The organism is Neotamlana nanhaiensis (assembly GCF_000943555.1).
GTDB classification, from domain to species: Bacteria; Bacteroidota; Bacteroidia; order Flavobacteriales; family Flavobacteriaceae; genus Neotamlana; species Neotamlana nanhaiensis.
Genome location: NZ_JTDV01000001.1, coordinates 346,030 through 363,047, shown reverse-complemented (window position 1 = coordinate 363,047; position 17,018 = coordinate 346,030). Strand labels below are relative to the sequence as shown.

The 17,018-nt window shown below is 34.4% G+C and carries 14 protein-coding genes; 2 read left to right on the top strand and 12 right to left on the bottom strand.

What is annotated here, in order from left to right:
- Positions 1 to 7 precede the first annotated feature (7 nt).
- From PK35_RS01405 to uvrA, 8 genes are all read right to left on the bottom strand, one after another.
- Entirely contained in the window at positions 8 to 433 is a 426-nt protein-coding gene (locus PK35_RS01405) for an organic hydroperoxide resistance protein (protein ID WP_044624863.1), read from the bottom strand.
- Positions 430 to 855 (bottom strand): MarR family winged helix-turn-helix transcriptional regulator, encoded by a 426-nt coding sequence (locus PK35_RS01400; RefSeq protein WP_044624862.1) that lies wholly within the window; start codon positions 853 to 855, stop codon positions 430 to 432. The genes PK35_RS01405 and PK35_RS01400 overlap by 4 nt, the downstream gene beginning before the upstream one ends.
- 92 nt (positions 856 to 947) lie before the next feature.
- A complete protein-coding gene (locus PK35_RS01395; RefSeq protein WP_044624861.1) occupies positions 948 to 1,418 on the bottom strand; it encodes a hypothetical protein in 471 nt (156 codons plus the stop codon).
- On the bottom strand, positions 1,419 to 1,682 hold the full coding sequence (locus PK35_RS01390; RefSeq protein ID WP_044624860.1) for a DUF202 domain-containing protein: 264 nt from the start codon (positions 1,680 to 1,682) through the stop codon (positions 1,419 to 1,421).
- Between the two features lie 73 nt (positions 1,683 to 1,755).
- On the bottom strand, positions 1,756 to 4,167 hold the full coding sequence (locus PK35_RS01385; RefSeq protein WP_044624859.1) for an alpha-ketoacid dehydrogenase subunit alpha/beta: 2,412 nt from the start codon (positions 4,165 to 4,167) through the stop codon (positions 1,756 to 1,758).
- Between the two features lie 166 nt (positions 4,168 to 4,333).
- The gene (locus tag PK35_RS01380) at positions 4,334 to 7,084 is read right to left on the bottom strand and encodes a gluzincin family metallopeptidase (protein ID WP_238320850.1); all 2,751 of its coding nucleotides are present in this window, start codon (positions 7,082 to 7,084) and stop codon (positions 4,334 to 4,336) included.
- A 172-nt stretch (positions 7,085 to 7,256) separates the two neighbouring features.
- Positions 7,257 to 7,946: an LOG family protein gene (locus PK35_RS01375; RefSeq protein WP_044624858.1), complete on the bottom strand. Its 690-nt coding sequence runs from the start codon at positions 7,944 to 7,946 to the stop codon at positions 7,257 to 7,259.
- A 45-nt stretch (positions 7,947 to 7,991) separates the two neighbouring features.
- Positions 7,992 to 10,823: an excinuclease ABC subunit UvrA gene (gene uvrA / locus PK35_RS01370; protein WP_044624857.1), complete on the bottom strand. Its 2,832-nt coding sequence runs from the start codon at positions 10,821 to 10,823 to the stop codon at positions 7,992 to 7,994.
- Between the two features lie 97 nt (positions 10,824 to 10,920).
- Between uvrA and PK35_RS01365 the strand changes: the two genes are divergently transcribed.
- The gene (locus tag PK35_RS01365) at positions 10,921 to 11,445 is read left to right on the top strand and encodes a hypothetical protein (RefSeq protein ID WP_044625199.1); all 525 of its coding nucleotides are present in this window, start codon (positions 10,921 to 10,923) and stop codon (positions 11,443 to 11,445) included.
- A 3-nt stretch (positions 11,446 to 11,448) separates the two neighbouring features.
- Here the strand turns inward: PK35_RS01365 and PK35_RS01360 are convergent, their stop codons facing one another.
- Genes PK35_RS01360 through PK35_RS01350 form a run of 3 tightly spaced genes read right to left on the bottom strand, consistent with a single transcriptional unit; the run spans position 11,449 to position 14,518 of the window.
- Positions 11,449 to 12,171, bottom strand: a complete 723-nt coding sequence (locus PK35_RS01360) for a hypothetical protein (protein ID WP_044624856.1) — start codon at positions 12,169 to 12,171, stop codon at positions 11,449 to 11,451.
- Positions 12,172 to 12,230: 59 nt separating this feature from the next.
- Positions 12,231 to 13,922, bottom strand: a complete 1,692-nt coding sequence (ggt, locus tag PK35_RS01355; RefSeq protein ID WP_044624855.1) for a gamma-glutamyltransferase — start codon at positions 13,920 to 13,922, stop codon at positions 12,231 to 12,233.
- Positions 13,919 to 14,518, bottom strand: a complete 600-nt coding sequence (locus PK35_RS01350; protein ID WP_044624854.1) for an acyl carrier protein phosphodiesterase — start codon at positions 14,516 to 14,518, stop codon at positions 13,919 to 13,921. The genes ggt and PK35_RS01350 overlap by 4 nt, the downstream gene beginning before the upstream one ends.
- 77 nt (positions 14,519 to 14,595) lie before the next feature.
- Here PK35_RS01350 and glmM point away from each other — a divergent pair, with 77 nt between their 5' ends.
- On the top strand, positions 14,596 to 15,984 hold the full coding sequence (glmM, locus tag PK35_RS01345) for a phosphoglucosamine mutase (RefSeq protein ID WP_044624853.1): 1,389 nt from the start codon (positions 14,596 to 14,598) through the stop codon (positions 15,982 to 15,984).
- Between the two features lie 147 nt (positions 15,985 to 16,131).
- Here glmM and PK35_RS01340 read toward each other — a convergent pair whose 3' ends face one another.
- Positions 16,132 to 17,016, bottom strand: coding sequence for a lysophospholipid acyltransferase family protein (locus PK35_RS01340; protein WP_044624852.1), 885 nt, complete (start codon positions 17,014 to 17,016; stop codon positions 16,132 to 16,134).
- Positions 17,017 to 17,018: the final 2 nt, after the last annotated feature.

Below are 17,018 nucleotides of genomic sequence, written 5' to 3'. Positions count from 1 at the left end.
ATTAATTTTAACTATTATTTGTTACAGTTAATTTTACATCTATATTATTTCTTGTAGCGTTTGAATAAGGACATATTTGATGCGCTTTGTCAGCTAAATTTTGAGCCAAATCTATTGAAACATTAGGCACATTTATTTGTAGTTCTACGGCTAAACCAAATCCACCATTATCTAATTTACTAATAGCAACATTTGCAGTGACAGTTGTTGTACCTGTTTGTGCTTTTTCGTTATTAATTACCAAATTTAGAGCACTGTCAAAACAAGCAGAATATCCTGCTGCAAATAACATTTCTGGGTTTGCATAATTATCGTTTTCTCCGCCTAAGGCTTTTGGGTGCCTTACTTCTAAATCTAAAATACCATTATCACTTTTTACATGGCCATTTCTACCACCTGTAGCTGTTGCGCCAATGCTATAAATCTTTTTCATTTTTTACTGTTTAAAATTTTTATGACTAGTTCTTTTAATGATGTTAAATCTTCAATCGATACATTCATGGCTTCAACCATTTGTTCTGGAATACACTGCGCATTATTTTTTAATAACGCTCCTTTGTTGGTTAAGGTAATATTCACAACACGTTCGTCTTCGCTACTTCTTGTTCTTATAACAAGTTCTTTTTGCTGTAATCGCTTTAATAATGGTGTAAGTGTACCACTATCTAAACTTAATTTTTTGCCTATTGTATTAACAGTTTGACTGTGGTTTTCCCATAAAACAAGCATAACCAAATATTGCGGATATGTTAAACCTATGGCATTTAACAGAGGTCTATAAAGTGCTATAATATCTTTTGCTAAAAGATAAATAGGAAAGCATAATTGCTGATTGATTTTTAACTTATCATCCATGATACAAATTTAAAACACAATTAAATTGTGTAAAATTTAATTGTGTTAATTTATTGTGAATCTATGTTAAGTTTTTCAGCTTTTTTTAAGATTTACAGTTTTTCAATAAGTAAGTTGTAATCGTATTGCAAATCTTCGTGAAGTGTATCAATACGTTTTTTTGCTTGTAATAATTGCCTGTTATATAAATTTTGAAGCTGTGTACTCCGTTTTATGCTAGGTTTAAAATGTTTTAGCTTTTTGCAGAAATATATAAGTAGTTCCGCTTCGGTGGCTTTGTTTTGTGAATAGCGGATATATTTTTTTACGTTTTTTAATATTTTACGAACACTTTTTTTTATGTAAAAAATACTTTTGGTGTTAATGGCTAAAAATTCGGTGTCTATATAATTTTTTACGTTTTCAATGTATTGCGATTCGTTGTGTGAGTCAAAAAGTAAGTAGGTGAGTAGTTCTTTGTTTTCTAATTTAAAACGTGATAACCGTAAACATAAATCTTGTAATTCTTTAGTTGAAAGCTCATTGAGTTCGGTTTTAATATCTTTTATAGTAGCGGCTTTCATTTATACCTTGTAATGTTTTTTTATAGTGCGTTTTACCGCAAAAAGACGAACTAAACCTATAATTAAAATAATGGGAGAAGTTAGAAGTAAAATAATGCCAAAAGGTTTCATTTCGGCGAAAAACTCTAATTTTAGTACGGTTATTCCTGTACCTAAAAATACAATGAAGGTTCTAAAATACGCTAAAAATGTACGTTCGTTAGCAAGTTTTGTGCGTTCTATTGCTAACCAATCTCGAGTAATTAAAGGCGAATCTTTATCCATAATTTTGATTTTTATAAATATAAAAAAACCATCGGCAAAAGCGATGGTTATCTGTTTTTATTATCGAATATTACTAACGTAATTTTGGATGTTTAGTTGGGTTCGATTCGTGCATGAGGTTATAAATAGCTTCAAAAATATCTTCGGCAGATGGTTTTGAGAAATAATCGCCATCGTTTCCGTAAGCTGGACGATGCGCTTTGGCACTTAATGTTTTTGGAGCGCTATCTAAATATTCATAAGCATTTTGATTATTTAGCACTTCATTTAAAATATATGCTGAAGCACCACCCGGAACATCTTCATCAATAATGATTAATCGGTTTGTTTTTTCAACACTTTTTACAATATCTTGATTAAGATCGAATGGTAATAATGATTGTACATCAATAATTTCAATGTCAATACCAACAGCTATTAATTCTTTGGCTACTTGCTCAACTATACGTAATGTAGAACCATAAGAAACGACCGTAATATCGTTACCTTCTTTTATGGTTTCAACAACGCCAATAGGTGTTTTAAGTGCGCCTAAATTGTTAGGCATTTTCTCTTTTAAGCGGTAACCGTTTAAACATTCTACAACAATGGCAGGATCGTCGCCTTGCATTAATGTATTGTAAAATCCTGCGGCTTTGGTCATGTTTCTTGGCACTAAAACATTAACGCCACGAACTAAATGCAAAATACCGCCCATTGGAGAGCCCGAATGCCAAATACCTTCTAATCGGTGGCCACGAGTACGAATTATTAAGGGTGATTTTTGTTTACCAACGGTTCGGTAATGCGTGGTTGCTAAATCGTCGCTTATAATTTGTAAAGCGTAAAGAAAATAATCTAGATATTGAATTTCGGCAATTGGTCTTAATCCGCGTAGCGACATACCAATACCTTGACCAATAATGGTAGCTTCACGAATACCTGCATCGGCAATTCGTAGTTCGCCATATTTTTCTTGTAAGCCTTCTAAACCTTGATTAACATCACCAATGTTTCCAGAATCTTCACCAAAAACTAAAGCTTCAGGGATGTTGTTGAAAATGGCATCAAAATTATCTCGTAAAATAATTCGGCCATCAACTAATTCGGCATCATCACTATAAGTTGGTTTTACTTCTTTTATGCGGCTATTAGCATGCTCGGTTTCAGAAAAAATGTGAGAACTAAACTTAGGTTGTACATTTTCAAAGATCTGATTTATCCATTGTTGAAGTTTGGTTTTTTCCTCAAACGTTTCATTTAAAATATAGCGCAAAGCCTTTCTACCATGCGATAAAATATCTTTTCTTGTAGGTTCATCAATCGCTTCTAGGCTATTTTTAAGTTTAGCAATAAACACACCGTTAGCACTTTTAGTTTCAATAGATTTTAAAATTGAAACCAGTTCGTGCTGTTCTTTAGTTATTGGTTTTAAAAAGGTATTCCAAGTATTCTTTTTTGCTTCGCGAACCTCGCGTTTTGCATTGCGCTCAATTTCAACTAGAGTTTCTTCGGTAGCAATACCACTTTCAATAATCCATTCGCGCATTTTTAAGTTACAATCGTGCTCTTTTTCCCAAGCTAAACGTTCGGGAGTTTTATAGCGTTCATGCGAACCTGAAGTAGAATGACCTTGTGGTTGTGTTACTTCGGTAACGTGAATAATTACTGGCACATGTTCCTCGCGGGCAATGGCACCAGCCTCTTGATAAGTAGCCACAAGATTGGCATAATCCCAACCTTTTACACGTAAAATTTCGTAACCTTTCTGGTCTTTATCGCGTTGAAATCCTTTTAAAATTTCAGAAATATTTTCTTTTGTAGTTTGGTGTTTAGCATGTACCGAAATACCGTACTCGTCGTCCCAAATACTAATAACCATAGGTACTTGTAGTACACCTGCAGCATTTATGGTTTCGAAAAACAAGCCTTCGCTAGTGCTAGCATTACCAATGGTTCCCCAAGCAACTTCGTCTCCGTTTATCGAAAATTTAGATTTGTTAATACCGTCAACATGTCTGAAAATTTTAGAAGCTTGTGCTAAACCTAATAATCGCGGCATTTGTGCAGCTGTTGGCGAAATATCGGCACTAGAATTGTATTGTTTTGTTAGGTCTTTCCAGTTACCATTATCATCTAAACTATGGGTAACAAAATGCCCGCCCATTTGGCGACCAGCCGACATGGGTTCGTTTTTAATATCAGTATCGGCATATAAACCTGCAAAAAAGTGTTCTTTAGTAAATTCACCAATCGCCATCATAAAGGTTTGGTCGCGGTAATACCCAGAACGCCAATCGCCTTTTTTAAATGCCTTAGCCATGGCTAGTTGCGGCACTTCTTTACCATCACCAAAAATCCCGAATTTAGCTTTTCCAGTAAGCACTTCTCTACGACCAAGTAAACTACATTCTCTACTTTCTACGGCTATTTTGTAGTCGGCAAGAACTTCGGTTTTAAAATCGTCAAAAGAAATATTGTTTTGTAAATCGGGTATGGTTTGCATGCGGTAAATGCTTTTTTAGGTTGTGCAAAAATAGTGAAAACAGAACTATTTTGCAATTAAAACTTTATCTGATATTTTGTAAATATCGTAAAAAATAAAGTAAAATGGATTTTTTATTGAATTATTTTTAATGAAAATTAATATTTATGAATATTTTTTAATTTCATTAAAACCATCTTCGTCTAAATAATCCTAATAAGGCTTGAGGCGCTAAAGTGATTTTAAATCGAATTTTTTCGGCGTAATGTGCTTGACTTACTTCCCAACCGAGATTAGAATAAACAGGGAAGTAAATTTCGAAATAATCGGTTACTAAATTAACGCGAATCCCAGAATCGTAAACAAATTTTGAAGTATTATATTTGCTTTTAACCACGCCGATATCGCCGTAAGCTAAAATGTAATTCCAAATGGTGGTACTTGTATTAAAAGTTGTTATCCATTGGTTAGCAAATGGCGTGTTTAATTTTGATTTAAAACCACCTTCGGCATCGATATACTGCTGACTAAAAATTCCAGATTGTTCCGAGCGTCCTAAATATGAGTAGTCGAATAAATAATCGGTTGGTCTGTCGAGGGCGAAACTAAAATAGTTTGAAGCTAAATTGGTATTATTCTTTAAAAATGTTCCTGCGAAAAAGCGAATGTTTAACTGCCGGTTACTTTCAAAAAGTTTTCTGTATTCGTAATTAAATGAGAGCTTACTAAACTTTGCACCCAATTGAAAATCTGCGTACCATTTATTGAAATTGAGGAGATTGTCGTTGGAATGAATAAATCGCGCATTAAAAACACTATAATTAGGTTCGGTTGACGTAAAAGCATTGTTTTCATCTTTATCACGATGAATATCAATATATCTAAATTGAAGCAGTTTACGTTTGTTGGAACGGAAATCGTTGTTTTCTCTGAAGCCAAAAACTATTGAAGGCGTTATTTTGCGCGCAAATAAATCTTCGGCATAAGATGTGTAACTACTACCAATACCATAATTTAAATAATATAAGTTGCTGTTTTGAAAATAATGTGTTTTTAAAAGTGAAATCGATCCAGTAAGGGATTGCGATTTAAACGCGTATTGCGGTTGAATTTTGTAATTAAAAAGCTTGCGTAACACGGTTTTGTTATAAGCTTTCAATCCTAGAGTGAAACCATCATAAATATTATCGAATTCTACAATGGGCATAAAAAATACCTGACTGTAATATGGGTCTTCTACATCTTGAAAAAGTCGAAATTGCAAAGGTTTGTTGCTAAGGCCTTTTAACGATTTCCAATTATCACGAACGTTAACTTCGGGAATTTTATTATTGTAATTTAAAACCAGTTTATTTGCTTCGTTTCTGGGAATGGTTAGTGTTTTTACATCATCAATATTTTCAACCCAAATTTTTGAAACAATAGTATCGTTTTTCACGCTGTATAACGAAACTGGCATGGTGTTATTGCGCTTGTTTTTTATACTTACGGTAATGGAATCGTCGGTTTTAACTACTTTTTTTATTTTAAAATCTAACTTTTTTCTAGTCGTTAAATAGTCGGTAAAAAACCAATCGATGTTTTTATTGGTTTTCGATTTTATAAAAACCTCAAAATTTTTGGCAGTTGTAGGTTGAAGCTTGTTTTGTTTAATAAAATCTTCAATACTATTTTCAACAATATTACTGTTTACAAAATCATCTAAATATTTTAAGCCTAAACCTGCTTTATATTTGTTTGCAATGTTGCTATTAAATTTTAATAAAGAATCCTTTTGCATGCTTAACGGTTGGTCGCGGTTGGTTCGCGCCATAAGCATAAAGGCAATGTTATACTTATCGTTAAAATGCATATCGGCTGCATGAAAGGTACGAATGCCCCAAATATCGGCGAAGTTGCCTAAAAACTTCATGTTTGGGTAATGCTCTTCAACATAAGTTATTAAATAGTAAGTTTGAATACCATCGAGCAACCATTGTTCCTTTCGAGGATTTATAAGCAAAGTGTTTTCTAAATAGTTGCGAATAGCAATTTTAAGTAGTTTTATTTCGTACTCAAAACTATTGGGGTAAGCGCGTAAAAAGTTGGGTAAAAAGTTTAATCCGTAAAGCGGATCTTTATTATAGTCGGTTTGAGAAATTAAAAGCCTTTTGTGCGGATAAACTCCAAACTTATTGGTTAAATATTTAGTTATTTTTTCGGTAATTAAAACCTTCTCAATGACTTCTAAATTTTTATCAGCAATATTTGAAACTAGGGCTAAATTACCATCTTGAATGGTGTTAAATGTAGATTTTTGCGTTAAATAAAGTTTTGTGTTTATGCGGTTTTTACCTTCTAAATTAATAGTTTGTCCAGAACTAGTTTCAGCAATGTTTTCGGTATCTAATTCTGAAATTAATGTGTAACCTTTTGGAATTTCAATGGTGAAATTTAAATCGGATTTTGGTACAAATAAATCATCTAAATTTTTATTGCTGTAATATTGCCAATCGGTATCGTAAACAGCAGGAGTGATGTACCAATATTTTAAATTATAATCACCTTCGTTTGTAACGCCGTAGCTTGTAAATTTGGAATGTGGTACTTGTACTACATATTCTAATTTTAGTTGATAGGCTTCATTGGGTTTTAATGGCGCATTAAGAGCCACTTTAACAACATCGGGGTGATTTTTTAATTCTTGAAAAAATACATCGCTATTGTTTTCTTTAATTGAAGTAATTACCGAATAGCCTCTATCTTCGTTTTTTGCTAAATGAAAATCGTTTTTATATTCTTCGGCAATACGCTTAGCCAGTGGTGTTTTTTTTGATGAAAAACTGTTAGCCCAATTATTTAAATAAATAGTATCCAACACCGTTTGCGAGGTGTTGTAATACGTAATAGTTTGCGAAATTTGTATTTGCTTTTCTTGTAAGTTGAAGTTAGCCTTCAAATCGATTTTATTTTGGCTAAAAGCCGAAAAATATAATGATGAGAGAATAAAACAAATAAATAGGCGAAACTTCAACTTATAAAAAGCATTAAAATTTAAAAAATTATTTAAGGCATTGCAATATAACAAAATTAAGGAGCTATTCCGTTTTGTTAGTAAATACTTTAAATGATTAAAAATTTGGGCTTAAACCAGATTCTTTATAGAAATTATCTAATATTGAAATTACTTCATCTTCGGTGTCAACCAAATGAATTAAATCCAAATCTTTTGGGCTAATATTGCCAAAGCCATCTAAAAGTGTTTTTTTTACCCAATCCATTAAGCCTTCCCAAAAATCGGTACCAACTAAAATTATTGGAAATTTCCCGATTTTATGCGTTTGAATAAGAGTAATAGCTTCAAAAAGTTCATCGAGTGTTCCAAAACCTCCAGGCATCACCACAAAACCTTGTGAGTATTTTACAAACATAACTTTACGAACAAAAAAGTAATCGAAATCTAAGTTTTTGTCAGAATCAATATACGGATTGTCGTGTTGCTCGAAAGGTAAATCGATGTTTAATCCCACCGATGTACCGCCTCCTAAATGCGCACCTTTGTTACCAGCCTCCATAATGCCTGGGCCGCCACCTGTGATTACACCGTAACCTGCTTCAACAATTTTGTTTGCTACTTTTTCGGCTAGTTTGTAATATTTGTGGTCTGGTTTAGTTCGCGCCGAACCAAAAATAGAAACACAAGGACCTATTTTACTCAATTTTTCGTAACCATTTACAAATTCACCCATAATTTTAAAAATGGCCCAAGAATCGTTTGTTTTTATTTCGTTCCAACCTTTGTGATGTTGTTCTTTTCTCATAATGTATGTTTTAAGCTATCGTATTTTTAACGATAGTTTTATAGTTTAATTTAATTCTTTCTTTAAAAATTTTGCGGTGTAACTTTTGGGGTGTTTTGCAACGTGTTCTGGAGTGCCTTCAACCACTACTTGTCCGCCTCCTTTACCACCTTCGTAGCCAATATCAATAATATGGTCAACGGTTTTTATAACATCTAAATTGTGTTCTATAATTAAAACCGTATTTCCTTTGTCTGCTAATTTATTTAAAACTTGCATAAGTACGCGGATATCTTCAAAGTGGAGTCCCGTAGTTGGTTCATCTAAAATATAAAAAGTGTTTCCTGTATCGCGTTTTGATAGTTCTGTGGCTAATTTAATGCGTTGTGCTTCACCGCCAGATAAGGTTGTGCTTTGTTGCCCAAGGGTGATATAGCCTAAGCCAACATCTTTTATGGTTTTTAGCTTTTTAAAAATTTTAGGAATATGCTCAAAGAAATCAACCGCTTCGTTAATAGTCATTTCTAAAACATCACTAATCGATTTTCCTTTATAACGAATTTCTAAAGTTTCTCGGTTAAAGCGTTTACCTTGGCAAGTTTCGCAATCGACGTAGACGTCTGGCAGGAAATTCATTTCAATAACCCGTAAACCACCACCTTGGCAGGTTTCGCATCGTCCGCCTTTAACATTAAAACTAAAACGACCTGGTTTGTAACCACGAATCATGGCTTCTGGTGTTTTCGCGAAAAGCGCACGAATTTCACTAAATGTACCCGTATAGGTTGCAGGATTACTTCGTGGTGTCCTACCTATTGGCGATTGATTAATATCAATAACCTTATCGATATGCTCCAAACCTTTTATGCTTTTGTATGGCATGGGTTTTTTAACACCATTAAAGTAATGTGCGTTTAAAATAGGGTAGAGCGTTTCGTTTATTAAGGTCGATTTTCCACTACCAGAAACGCCAGTAACACCAATCATTTTACCTAAAGGAAATTTAACAGATACATTTTTAAGGTTGTTGCCCGTGCAGCCTTTTAGTTCTAAAAAATTACCGTTGCCGTCGCGACGTTTTTTGGGGACTTCAATTTCTAAAGAGCCATTTAAGTAATCGGCGGTAAGCGTGTGATGCGTTTTTAGCTCGCTTGGAGTGCCTAAACTAATAATTTCACCACCATGTTTTCCAGCTTTCGGACCAATATCAACTACAAAATCGGCGCGCTCAATCATGTCTTTGTCATGCTCAACCACAATAACCGAATTCCCAATGTCGCGTAACGACACTAGTGAATTAATGAGTTTTTCGTTGTCACGCTGATGCAAGCCAATACTAGGCTCATCTAAAATATACAACACGCCAACCAGTTGCGAACCAATTTGAGTTGCTAATCGAATACGCTGCGCTTCACCACCAGATAACGATTTTGAGCTTCGGTTTAATGATAAATAATTTAAACCTACATCTAGCAAAAACTGTAATCGTGCTTTAATTTCTTTTACAACTTCTTCGGCAATCTGTAATTGTTTTTCAGAAAGATGATTGGGTAAATCCTTAAACCAATCTGCTAATTCAACAATATCGGTATTCGCTAATTCGGCTATGTTTTTTTCATTGATTTTGAAGTAAAGCGATTCCTTTTTTAAACGAGAACCTTCACACACCGGACATTTCACTTTATCCATATAATCTTTTGCCCAACGTTTAAGTGAAGTCGATTCGGCAGTGTTGTACTGATTTTCGATAAAGTTAGCAACACCTTCAAAATCTATTTTATAATCACGGGTTACACCAAGTGTTTTACTTTCAACCGAAAATTTTTCATTGCCACCATACAAAATCATTTGTTTGGCATCTTCGGGAATATCCTCGTAAGCATCGGTTAATTTAAAATCGAAGCGTTGCGCAATGGTTTCGAATTGCTTAAAAATCCAACTCTTTTTTTCTGGTCCGTGGGGTGCTAAAGCTCCATTTTTAATAGATAATGTTGGGTCTGGAATAATTTTACTTTCGTTAACTTGATACAAAGTACCAATACCATTGCAGTTGCTACACGCACCTTTTGGTGAGTTAAACGAAAAATTATTAGGCTCCGGATTTGGGTATGAAATTCCCGAACTCGGGCACATCAAACTTCTACTAAAATAGCGCGCTTCTTGGGTATCTTGATCGATTACCAAAAGCACATCGTCACCGTGATACATGGCGGTGTTAATGGTTTCGGTAAGGCGCTTATCGTTATCTACAGAATCATCAACCTTTAATCGATCAATTACAATTTCAATGTCGTGTGTTTTGTAACGATCCAGCTTCATGCCTTTAGCAATATCGCGTATTTCGCCATCGGTACGCACTTTTACAAAACCTTGCTTTGCAATTTGCTCGAACAATTCGCGATAATGCCCTTTTCTGGAGCGAATTACAGGTGCTAAAATATTAATGCGTTTCCCGTTAAAATCTTTGGTGATGAGTTCTTTAATTTGCTCGTCGCTGTAGCTAATCATCTTTTCACCAGTGTTATAACTGTAAGCATCACTAGCGCGAGCAAAAAGCAAACGTAAAAAATCGTAAATCTCTGTAATAGTACCAACGGTAGAGCGTGGCGACTTGTTGGTTGTTTTTTGTTCTATGGCAATAACAGGCGAGAGGCCATCAATTTTATCAACGTCTGGTCGTTCCAATCCGCCTAAAAATTGTCTCGCATAGGCCGAAAATGTTTCAATGTAACGGCGTTGTCCTTCAGCATAAATAGTATCGAAAGCTAACGACGATTTTCCACTACCCGATAAACCTGTAATTACAACAAGTTTTTCGCGCGGAATAGACACATCAATATTTTTTAAATTGTGTACGCGTGCTCCTTTTACTTCAATAAAATCTTCGAAATGGCTCATAAATTACAAAACCGCTAATTTACAATTTTAGTTGTTAATTTCTTGTGAAGTTTATATTGGGATTTATTATACTTGTAAACAACTAAAAAATTTAAAAATGAAATTATTAGGAATAGGCTCAAGAATAAATCATCCAGAATATGGTAAAGGAGTTGTAACCAACGTAACATCGCAACATTATTGGGTGACTTTTATTGAAAACGGATTAGAAACGATTGATTTAGATAGTGATTTTGAAGTGATTGAAGCATCACACGACGAAGTAGATACCATTAGTTTATATGATGTTGAAACCAGTTTAGTTAAGATTTTGAAGAAGTGGAGCGACGCTAGCGAAATTGTACCAATTGCCGATAAGTACAAAGGTGGTAAATTAATATTACAACCTGCCGATGATAATTTGAAGCCTTACGAATTACCTATTGATAAGTTTTTTCATAAAATTACTATGGTAAGAGACCGTTTGCGTGTTATGGAACAACGCGTTAATGCTAGTGATTTAGATGCACAACAAAAAATAGATTTACAGCAATATATTACTAGAATTTATGGTAGTTTAACCAGTTTTAACGTGCTTTTTAAATCGGATAACCATAAGTTTGTTGGACAACGTAGTAAGTAAATGTTAGTTAAACGCACGAATATCGTCGAGCTCTAAGCCTAAAACCAATAACTTGTGAAAGGTTGGTAATTCTGCGCCAGTTTCGGTGGTTTTCCAATCGGTCCAAGAAGCTTCTAAACCCTTAATTGGTAATATTGAAGCCCATATTTTAAAGGCTTTTGGTTTTCCATTTTCATCAAATAGCCATAAATAAGAATCTCCTGGAGTACTGCCGCCTTGGGTATAAGTTACTAAAAGGGCGTCGCCATGAGTTTCAGTTTTAACCAAACGACGCTCTACGCCAACATCAAAAACCTTAAAAGGCGCAACCAACCAAAAGGAATCGTTATTAAAAAGAGCGGTTGCCTTTTTTATAAGTTCGGTAGCGTTTTCTCCAGATTGCGGTATATTGTTTGTAAAAGCTTTACTCTTGTTAGGATTGTTAAAGTTTAAAATAACTTTGTTATTGCGCCAAAATACATCACAGATGTTATTTTTTTTATGCCAATTAAAGTGGTGTCTTTTTTTAAAAGTCCACTCAATATAATGGGTGTTTTTATAAGCGTCGTAGTTTAAGGATTTAAGCATTTTTGTGGCTAAAGCATCGGCTTGTTTCCCTGGTGTTCCTATGGGTAAATTTTCGTTGTACTTAAAAAATAAAAACCCGAAAAATAACAAACTAGGTAAGGTTAAAAATATAACAACCCCAACTACTATTTTAAACGTTTTTTTTACTCTTTTAGACATTAAATAATTTAATTCTGCTCTAAAGTATTAAACGTTGTTGTTTTGCTGAAAAAAAGCGATTAAAATCCGACAGCCGTATCGTCACCTCGATAATCGGCACCAGCTTCGTAAGTTTTATCGTTTAAAACCAAAATAGCATCAACTTTACCTAAAATAGGAGAGCGGTTTTCGTTAATTGAATATCCTAAACTTTCAAGTTGATTTTTTAAAGGTTCATCAAAACCATTTTTTTCTAATCGAATTTCATCGGGTAACCATTGGTGATGAAACCTAGGTGCGTTCACAGCATCCTGTATGGTCATACCAAATTCATGTACATTTAAAATAGTTTGCAACACCGAAGTTATAATGGTTGAACCACCAGGCGTACCAACAACCATGTACAATTCACCATTTTTTTCAACAATAGTAGGCGTCATGGCACTTAGCATACGTTTTTGTGGTGCAATACTGTTGGCTTCGGCACCAATTAAACCAAACATATTGGGTTCACCAGGTTTGCTACTAAAATCGTCCATTTCATTATTTAAAAAGAATCCTAATTCTTGACAATATAATTTCGATCCATAAGCGCCATTAATGGTTGTAGTGACTGCAACAGCATTACCAAATTGGTCTACAATGGAGTAATGCGTGGTTTCATCACTTTCTATAACTTCAATATTACCATGCGAAACATCGCTAGACAAAGTTGCTTTTTCAAATGAAAAATTAGACATACGGTTATTTAAATAGCTCGTGTTTACAAGAGAATCGATAGGGATATTTACAAAATCTGGATCACCTAAAAAATGACTTCTATCGGCATAAGTGCGTCGTTCTGCTTCGGTAATAACTTGAATGGTTTTTAGTGAATTATGCCCATATTCATTTAAATTATAAGGTTCAATCATCTTCATAATTTGCGCCAAACAAATACCTCCGCTCGAAGGTGGTGCAATAGAAATTACTTTTAAATCATCATAAGTAAACGTAATTGGCTTTCGCCATTTGGCTTCGTAAAGCGCTAAATCTTCTTCAGTAATAATACCACCATTATCTTGAACAAATGCAGCTAGTGTTTTAGCCGTTTCACCTTTATAAAATTCGTCACGACCACCAATCATAATACGTTCTAAAGTTTGGGCTAATTTGGGGTATTTTATAGTGTCGTTGTGTTTCCAAGGGTAATCTAAAATAATGGAATCTTTATTAGCTTTTTTAAATAACGGTTGATATTTTTTAATGCGAATTTCTTGCTTTTGGGTAACAATTACTCCTTTTTTGGCTAAATCAATAACAGGTTGTAAAATGGTTTCAATGGGTAATGAGCCAAGTTTTTTATGTACCTCAAAAACGCCAGCAACCGTTCCAGGCACGCCAACAGCCATAGCACCAAGTGTGCTTTTTTCGGGAATAATATTGCCTAAACTGTCTAAATACATATTTTTTGTAGCGGCAAGAGGAGCTTTTTCGCGGTAGTCGAGTGTACCAATGTCGCCATTAGCTTTTCTATAAACCATAAATCCGCCACCGCCAAGGTTCCCAGCGTATGGGTAAGCTACGGCAAGCGCGAGTTCTGTGGCAACCATAGCATCAAAAGCATTACCACCTTGTTTTAAAATATCACTACCTATTTTCGAGGCTTCTACGCGAGCGGTAACTACCATTGCATTTTTAGTAATTAAGCCTCTTGTTGGGGCTTTAAACGGAATAGTTTCTTTGCAAGAGTAAATGGTTAATATTGTAAAAAGGCAAATAAAATGCTTCATATAATGGTTTGGTTTAATTCGTTTAATTTTTCTTTAGAAGATTGTTGTAAAGCTTCAAAAAAAGTTGTGAACTCACGTTCAAAATCATCATAAAAATCTTCCAGCTCTTTTACGGCTTCATTCATCCCAGATCGGTTTTGTGTACGCTTATTCATGCCGTTAAGTACACGCGAAATGCCTTCAATACTTGCGTAACTTAGTAGCCAATTATCGGCAATCATATACGGCATCATTTTTTGTATTCGGGTTGGTAAAATATTGTAATGTGTTTTTAAAGCATTGTAAAAATCGTCGACATAATTCGGCAACGGTTTGTTGGAATAATGGTGCCAGTTTTTAGCTAAAAAATGATCGTATAAAATATCTACAATAATGCCCGAATAATGCCCGTATTTCTTGTGAAGCCTTTTGGTGCTTTGCCTAACCACTGGATGCGCGTCGGTAAATGTATCGATATGGCGATGTAAAAGAATGCCAATTTTAAGCTCGCGTTGGTATTTTTTATAGTTTTTACCTTTTATACCATCGGCCATAAAATTGCCAATTGTAACGAGGTGGTTGTTACCCGATAGATAAATATGCGCAAGGTAGTTCATTTTGGAAATTTACAAATTCCTTAATAATTATTCCGATTTTGAAATACTATATTTGTGAACAACTAAATAAAACTTTTATGACATTAATAAAATCTATTTCAGGAATTCGCGGAACCATTGGCGGAAATGTAGGTGATAATTTAACGCCTATTGATGCGGTAAAATTTGCTTCGGCTTACGGGGTTTGGGTTAAACAACAACGTCAAAAAGATAACTACAAGGTAGTTGTTGGTCGTGATGCACGAATTTCTGGTAAAATGATACAGAATTTAGTAACGAATACCTTGATTGGTATGGGAATAGACGTGGTTGATGTGGGACTTTCTACCACACCAACAGTTGAAGTTGCTGTGCCAATGGAGCATGCCGATGGCGGTATAATTTTAACAGCAAGCCACAACCCAAAACAATGGAATGCGTTAAAATTGCTCAATGCAAAAGGTGAATTTTTAGATGCTGAAGCAGGTGCAAAAATATTAGCCATTGCAGAGAGCGATAACATAAATTTTGCCGATGTAGATAGTTTAGGAACGATTACCAAAAACAAAGCCTATATTGATTTACATATTATTGAGGTTTTAGATTTAGATCTGGTAAACGTTAATGCCATAGAGGAAGCTAATTTTAAAGTGGTTTTCGATGGTGTAAACTCAACTGGAGGGATTGCTATCCCGTTATTATTGGAGCGATTAGGTGTAGATGTGATAAAATTATATTGTGAACCTAACGGACACTTTCCACATAACCCAGAACCTTTAAAAGAACATTTAACCGATTTATCTGAAGCAGTACAAAAACATAATGCCGATTTCGGAATTGTGGTCGATCCTGATGTAGATCGTTTAGCCTTTATGGATGAAAATGGCGAGATGTTTGGTGAAGAATATACGCTTGTGGCTTGTGCCGATTATGTGTTGAGCCACACACCAGGAAATACAGTAAGTAACATGAGTTCTACACGTGCTTTACGAGATGTAACCGAAAAACATGGCGGAATTTATGAAGCAAGCGCAGTAGGCGAAGTTAATGTAGTACAACTTATGAAGAAAAATAATGTGGTTATTGGTGGCGAAGGTAATGGCGGCATTATTTATCCAGATGCGCACTACGGACGTGATGCATTAGTTGGTGTTGCTTTATTTTTAAGTTTACTAGCTGAAAAGAAAATGACTGTTAGTGAACTTAAAAAAATGTATCCGAATTATTTTATGAGTAAAAAGAAAATAGAATTAACACCAGAATTAAATGTTGATGCTATTTTACAAGAAATAGAAACCCGTTATCAGCACGAACAACTGACCACGATTGATGGCGTAAAAATAGATTTCCCAGATAATTGGGTGCATCTACGTAAAAGTAATACCGAACCCATCATTAGAATTTACACCGAAGCCAAAACCCAAGAAATTGCAGATGGTTTAGCAGATAAGTTTATAAAAGAATTGGGTGAGATAGCTAAGGCTTAAAACAACCTTTTAAATAAAAAATATAAATTAGAGGCTGTTTAAAAAGTGTGAAATCTGTCATTTTGAACTCGTTTCAGAATATTAAATAATTGATTTCTAAATATATAAGAATCTGAAACAAGTTCAGATTGACAACAATGTTACTTTTTAGACAGCCTCTTTTTTATTTCTGTGCTTCCAGCGTTTGTGAGTCCATAAATAATATTCTGGAGCTTCGTTAATCTGGTTTTCAACAAGTTTTAAGAACTGGTCGGTAATATCGTAATCTTTAAAATCTTTTGGGGTTTCGGTTATGGTTTCAAAAGTACATTCGTAAAAACCGCGTTTTACTTTTTTTACTTTCATAAAAACAACCGCCATATCTAGTTTTTTTGCAAGCATTTCGGCACCTGTGTGTACGGGAACTTCAATGCCCATAAAATTTTGCCAATGGTATGCTTTATCACGTTTTGGAGATTGATCGGAAGCAAACCCGTTCACCGATAATATGCCTTGTTTTTTTTCTTCAATTAAAGTTGGGATAATATCTTTTGTCGTAATTAAATAGCTGTTGTATTTCGCACGAATACGTTTTACAAGTTTATCAAAATATTTATTTGCAAGCTGCTTATAAACTGCATTGCCACGAGCATTAATGTATGTTTGTAAAATAAAAATCCATTCCCAACTAGCATAGTGTGCGCACATTAAAATAATACTTTGGTTTTTTGTTTCAAAACTTTGGATTAGCTCGACGTTGGTAAATGCAAAACGCTTTTTCATTTCGGCAGTTGAAATGGACATCGATTTTATAGATTCCACTATCATATCACATAAATGATGATAAAATACTTTGGTAATACGCTGTATTTCTTTTTCCGATTTATCTGGATAAACCAATTTTAAGTTACTTAAAACTACTTTTTTTCGATATCCAAAAATGAGGTATAGCAAAATGTAAAGTCCATCGGAAAACAAATAAAGTAATCTAAACGGTAAAATAGAGACTAGCCATAAAAATGGATAAATAAGAATATATGCTATAAATTGCATGA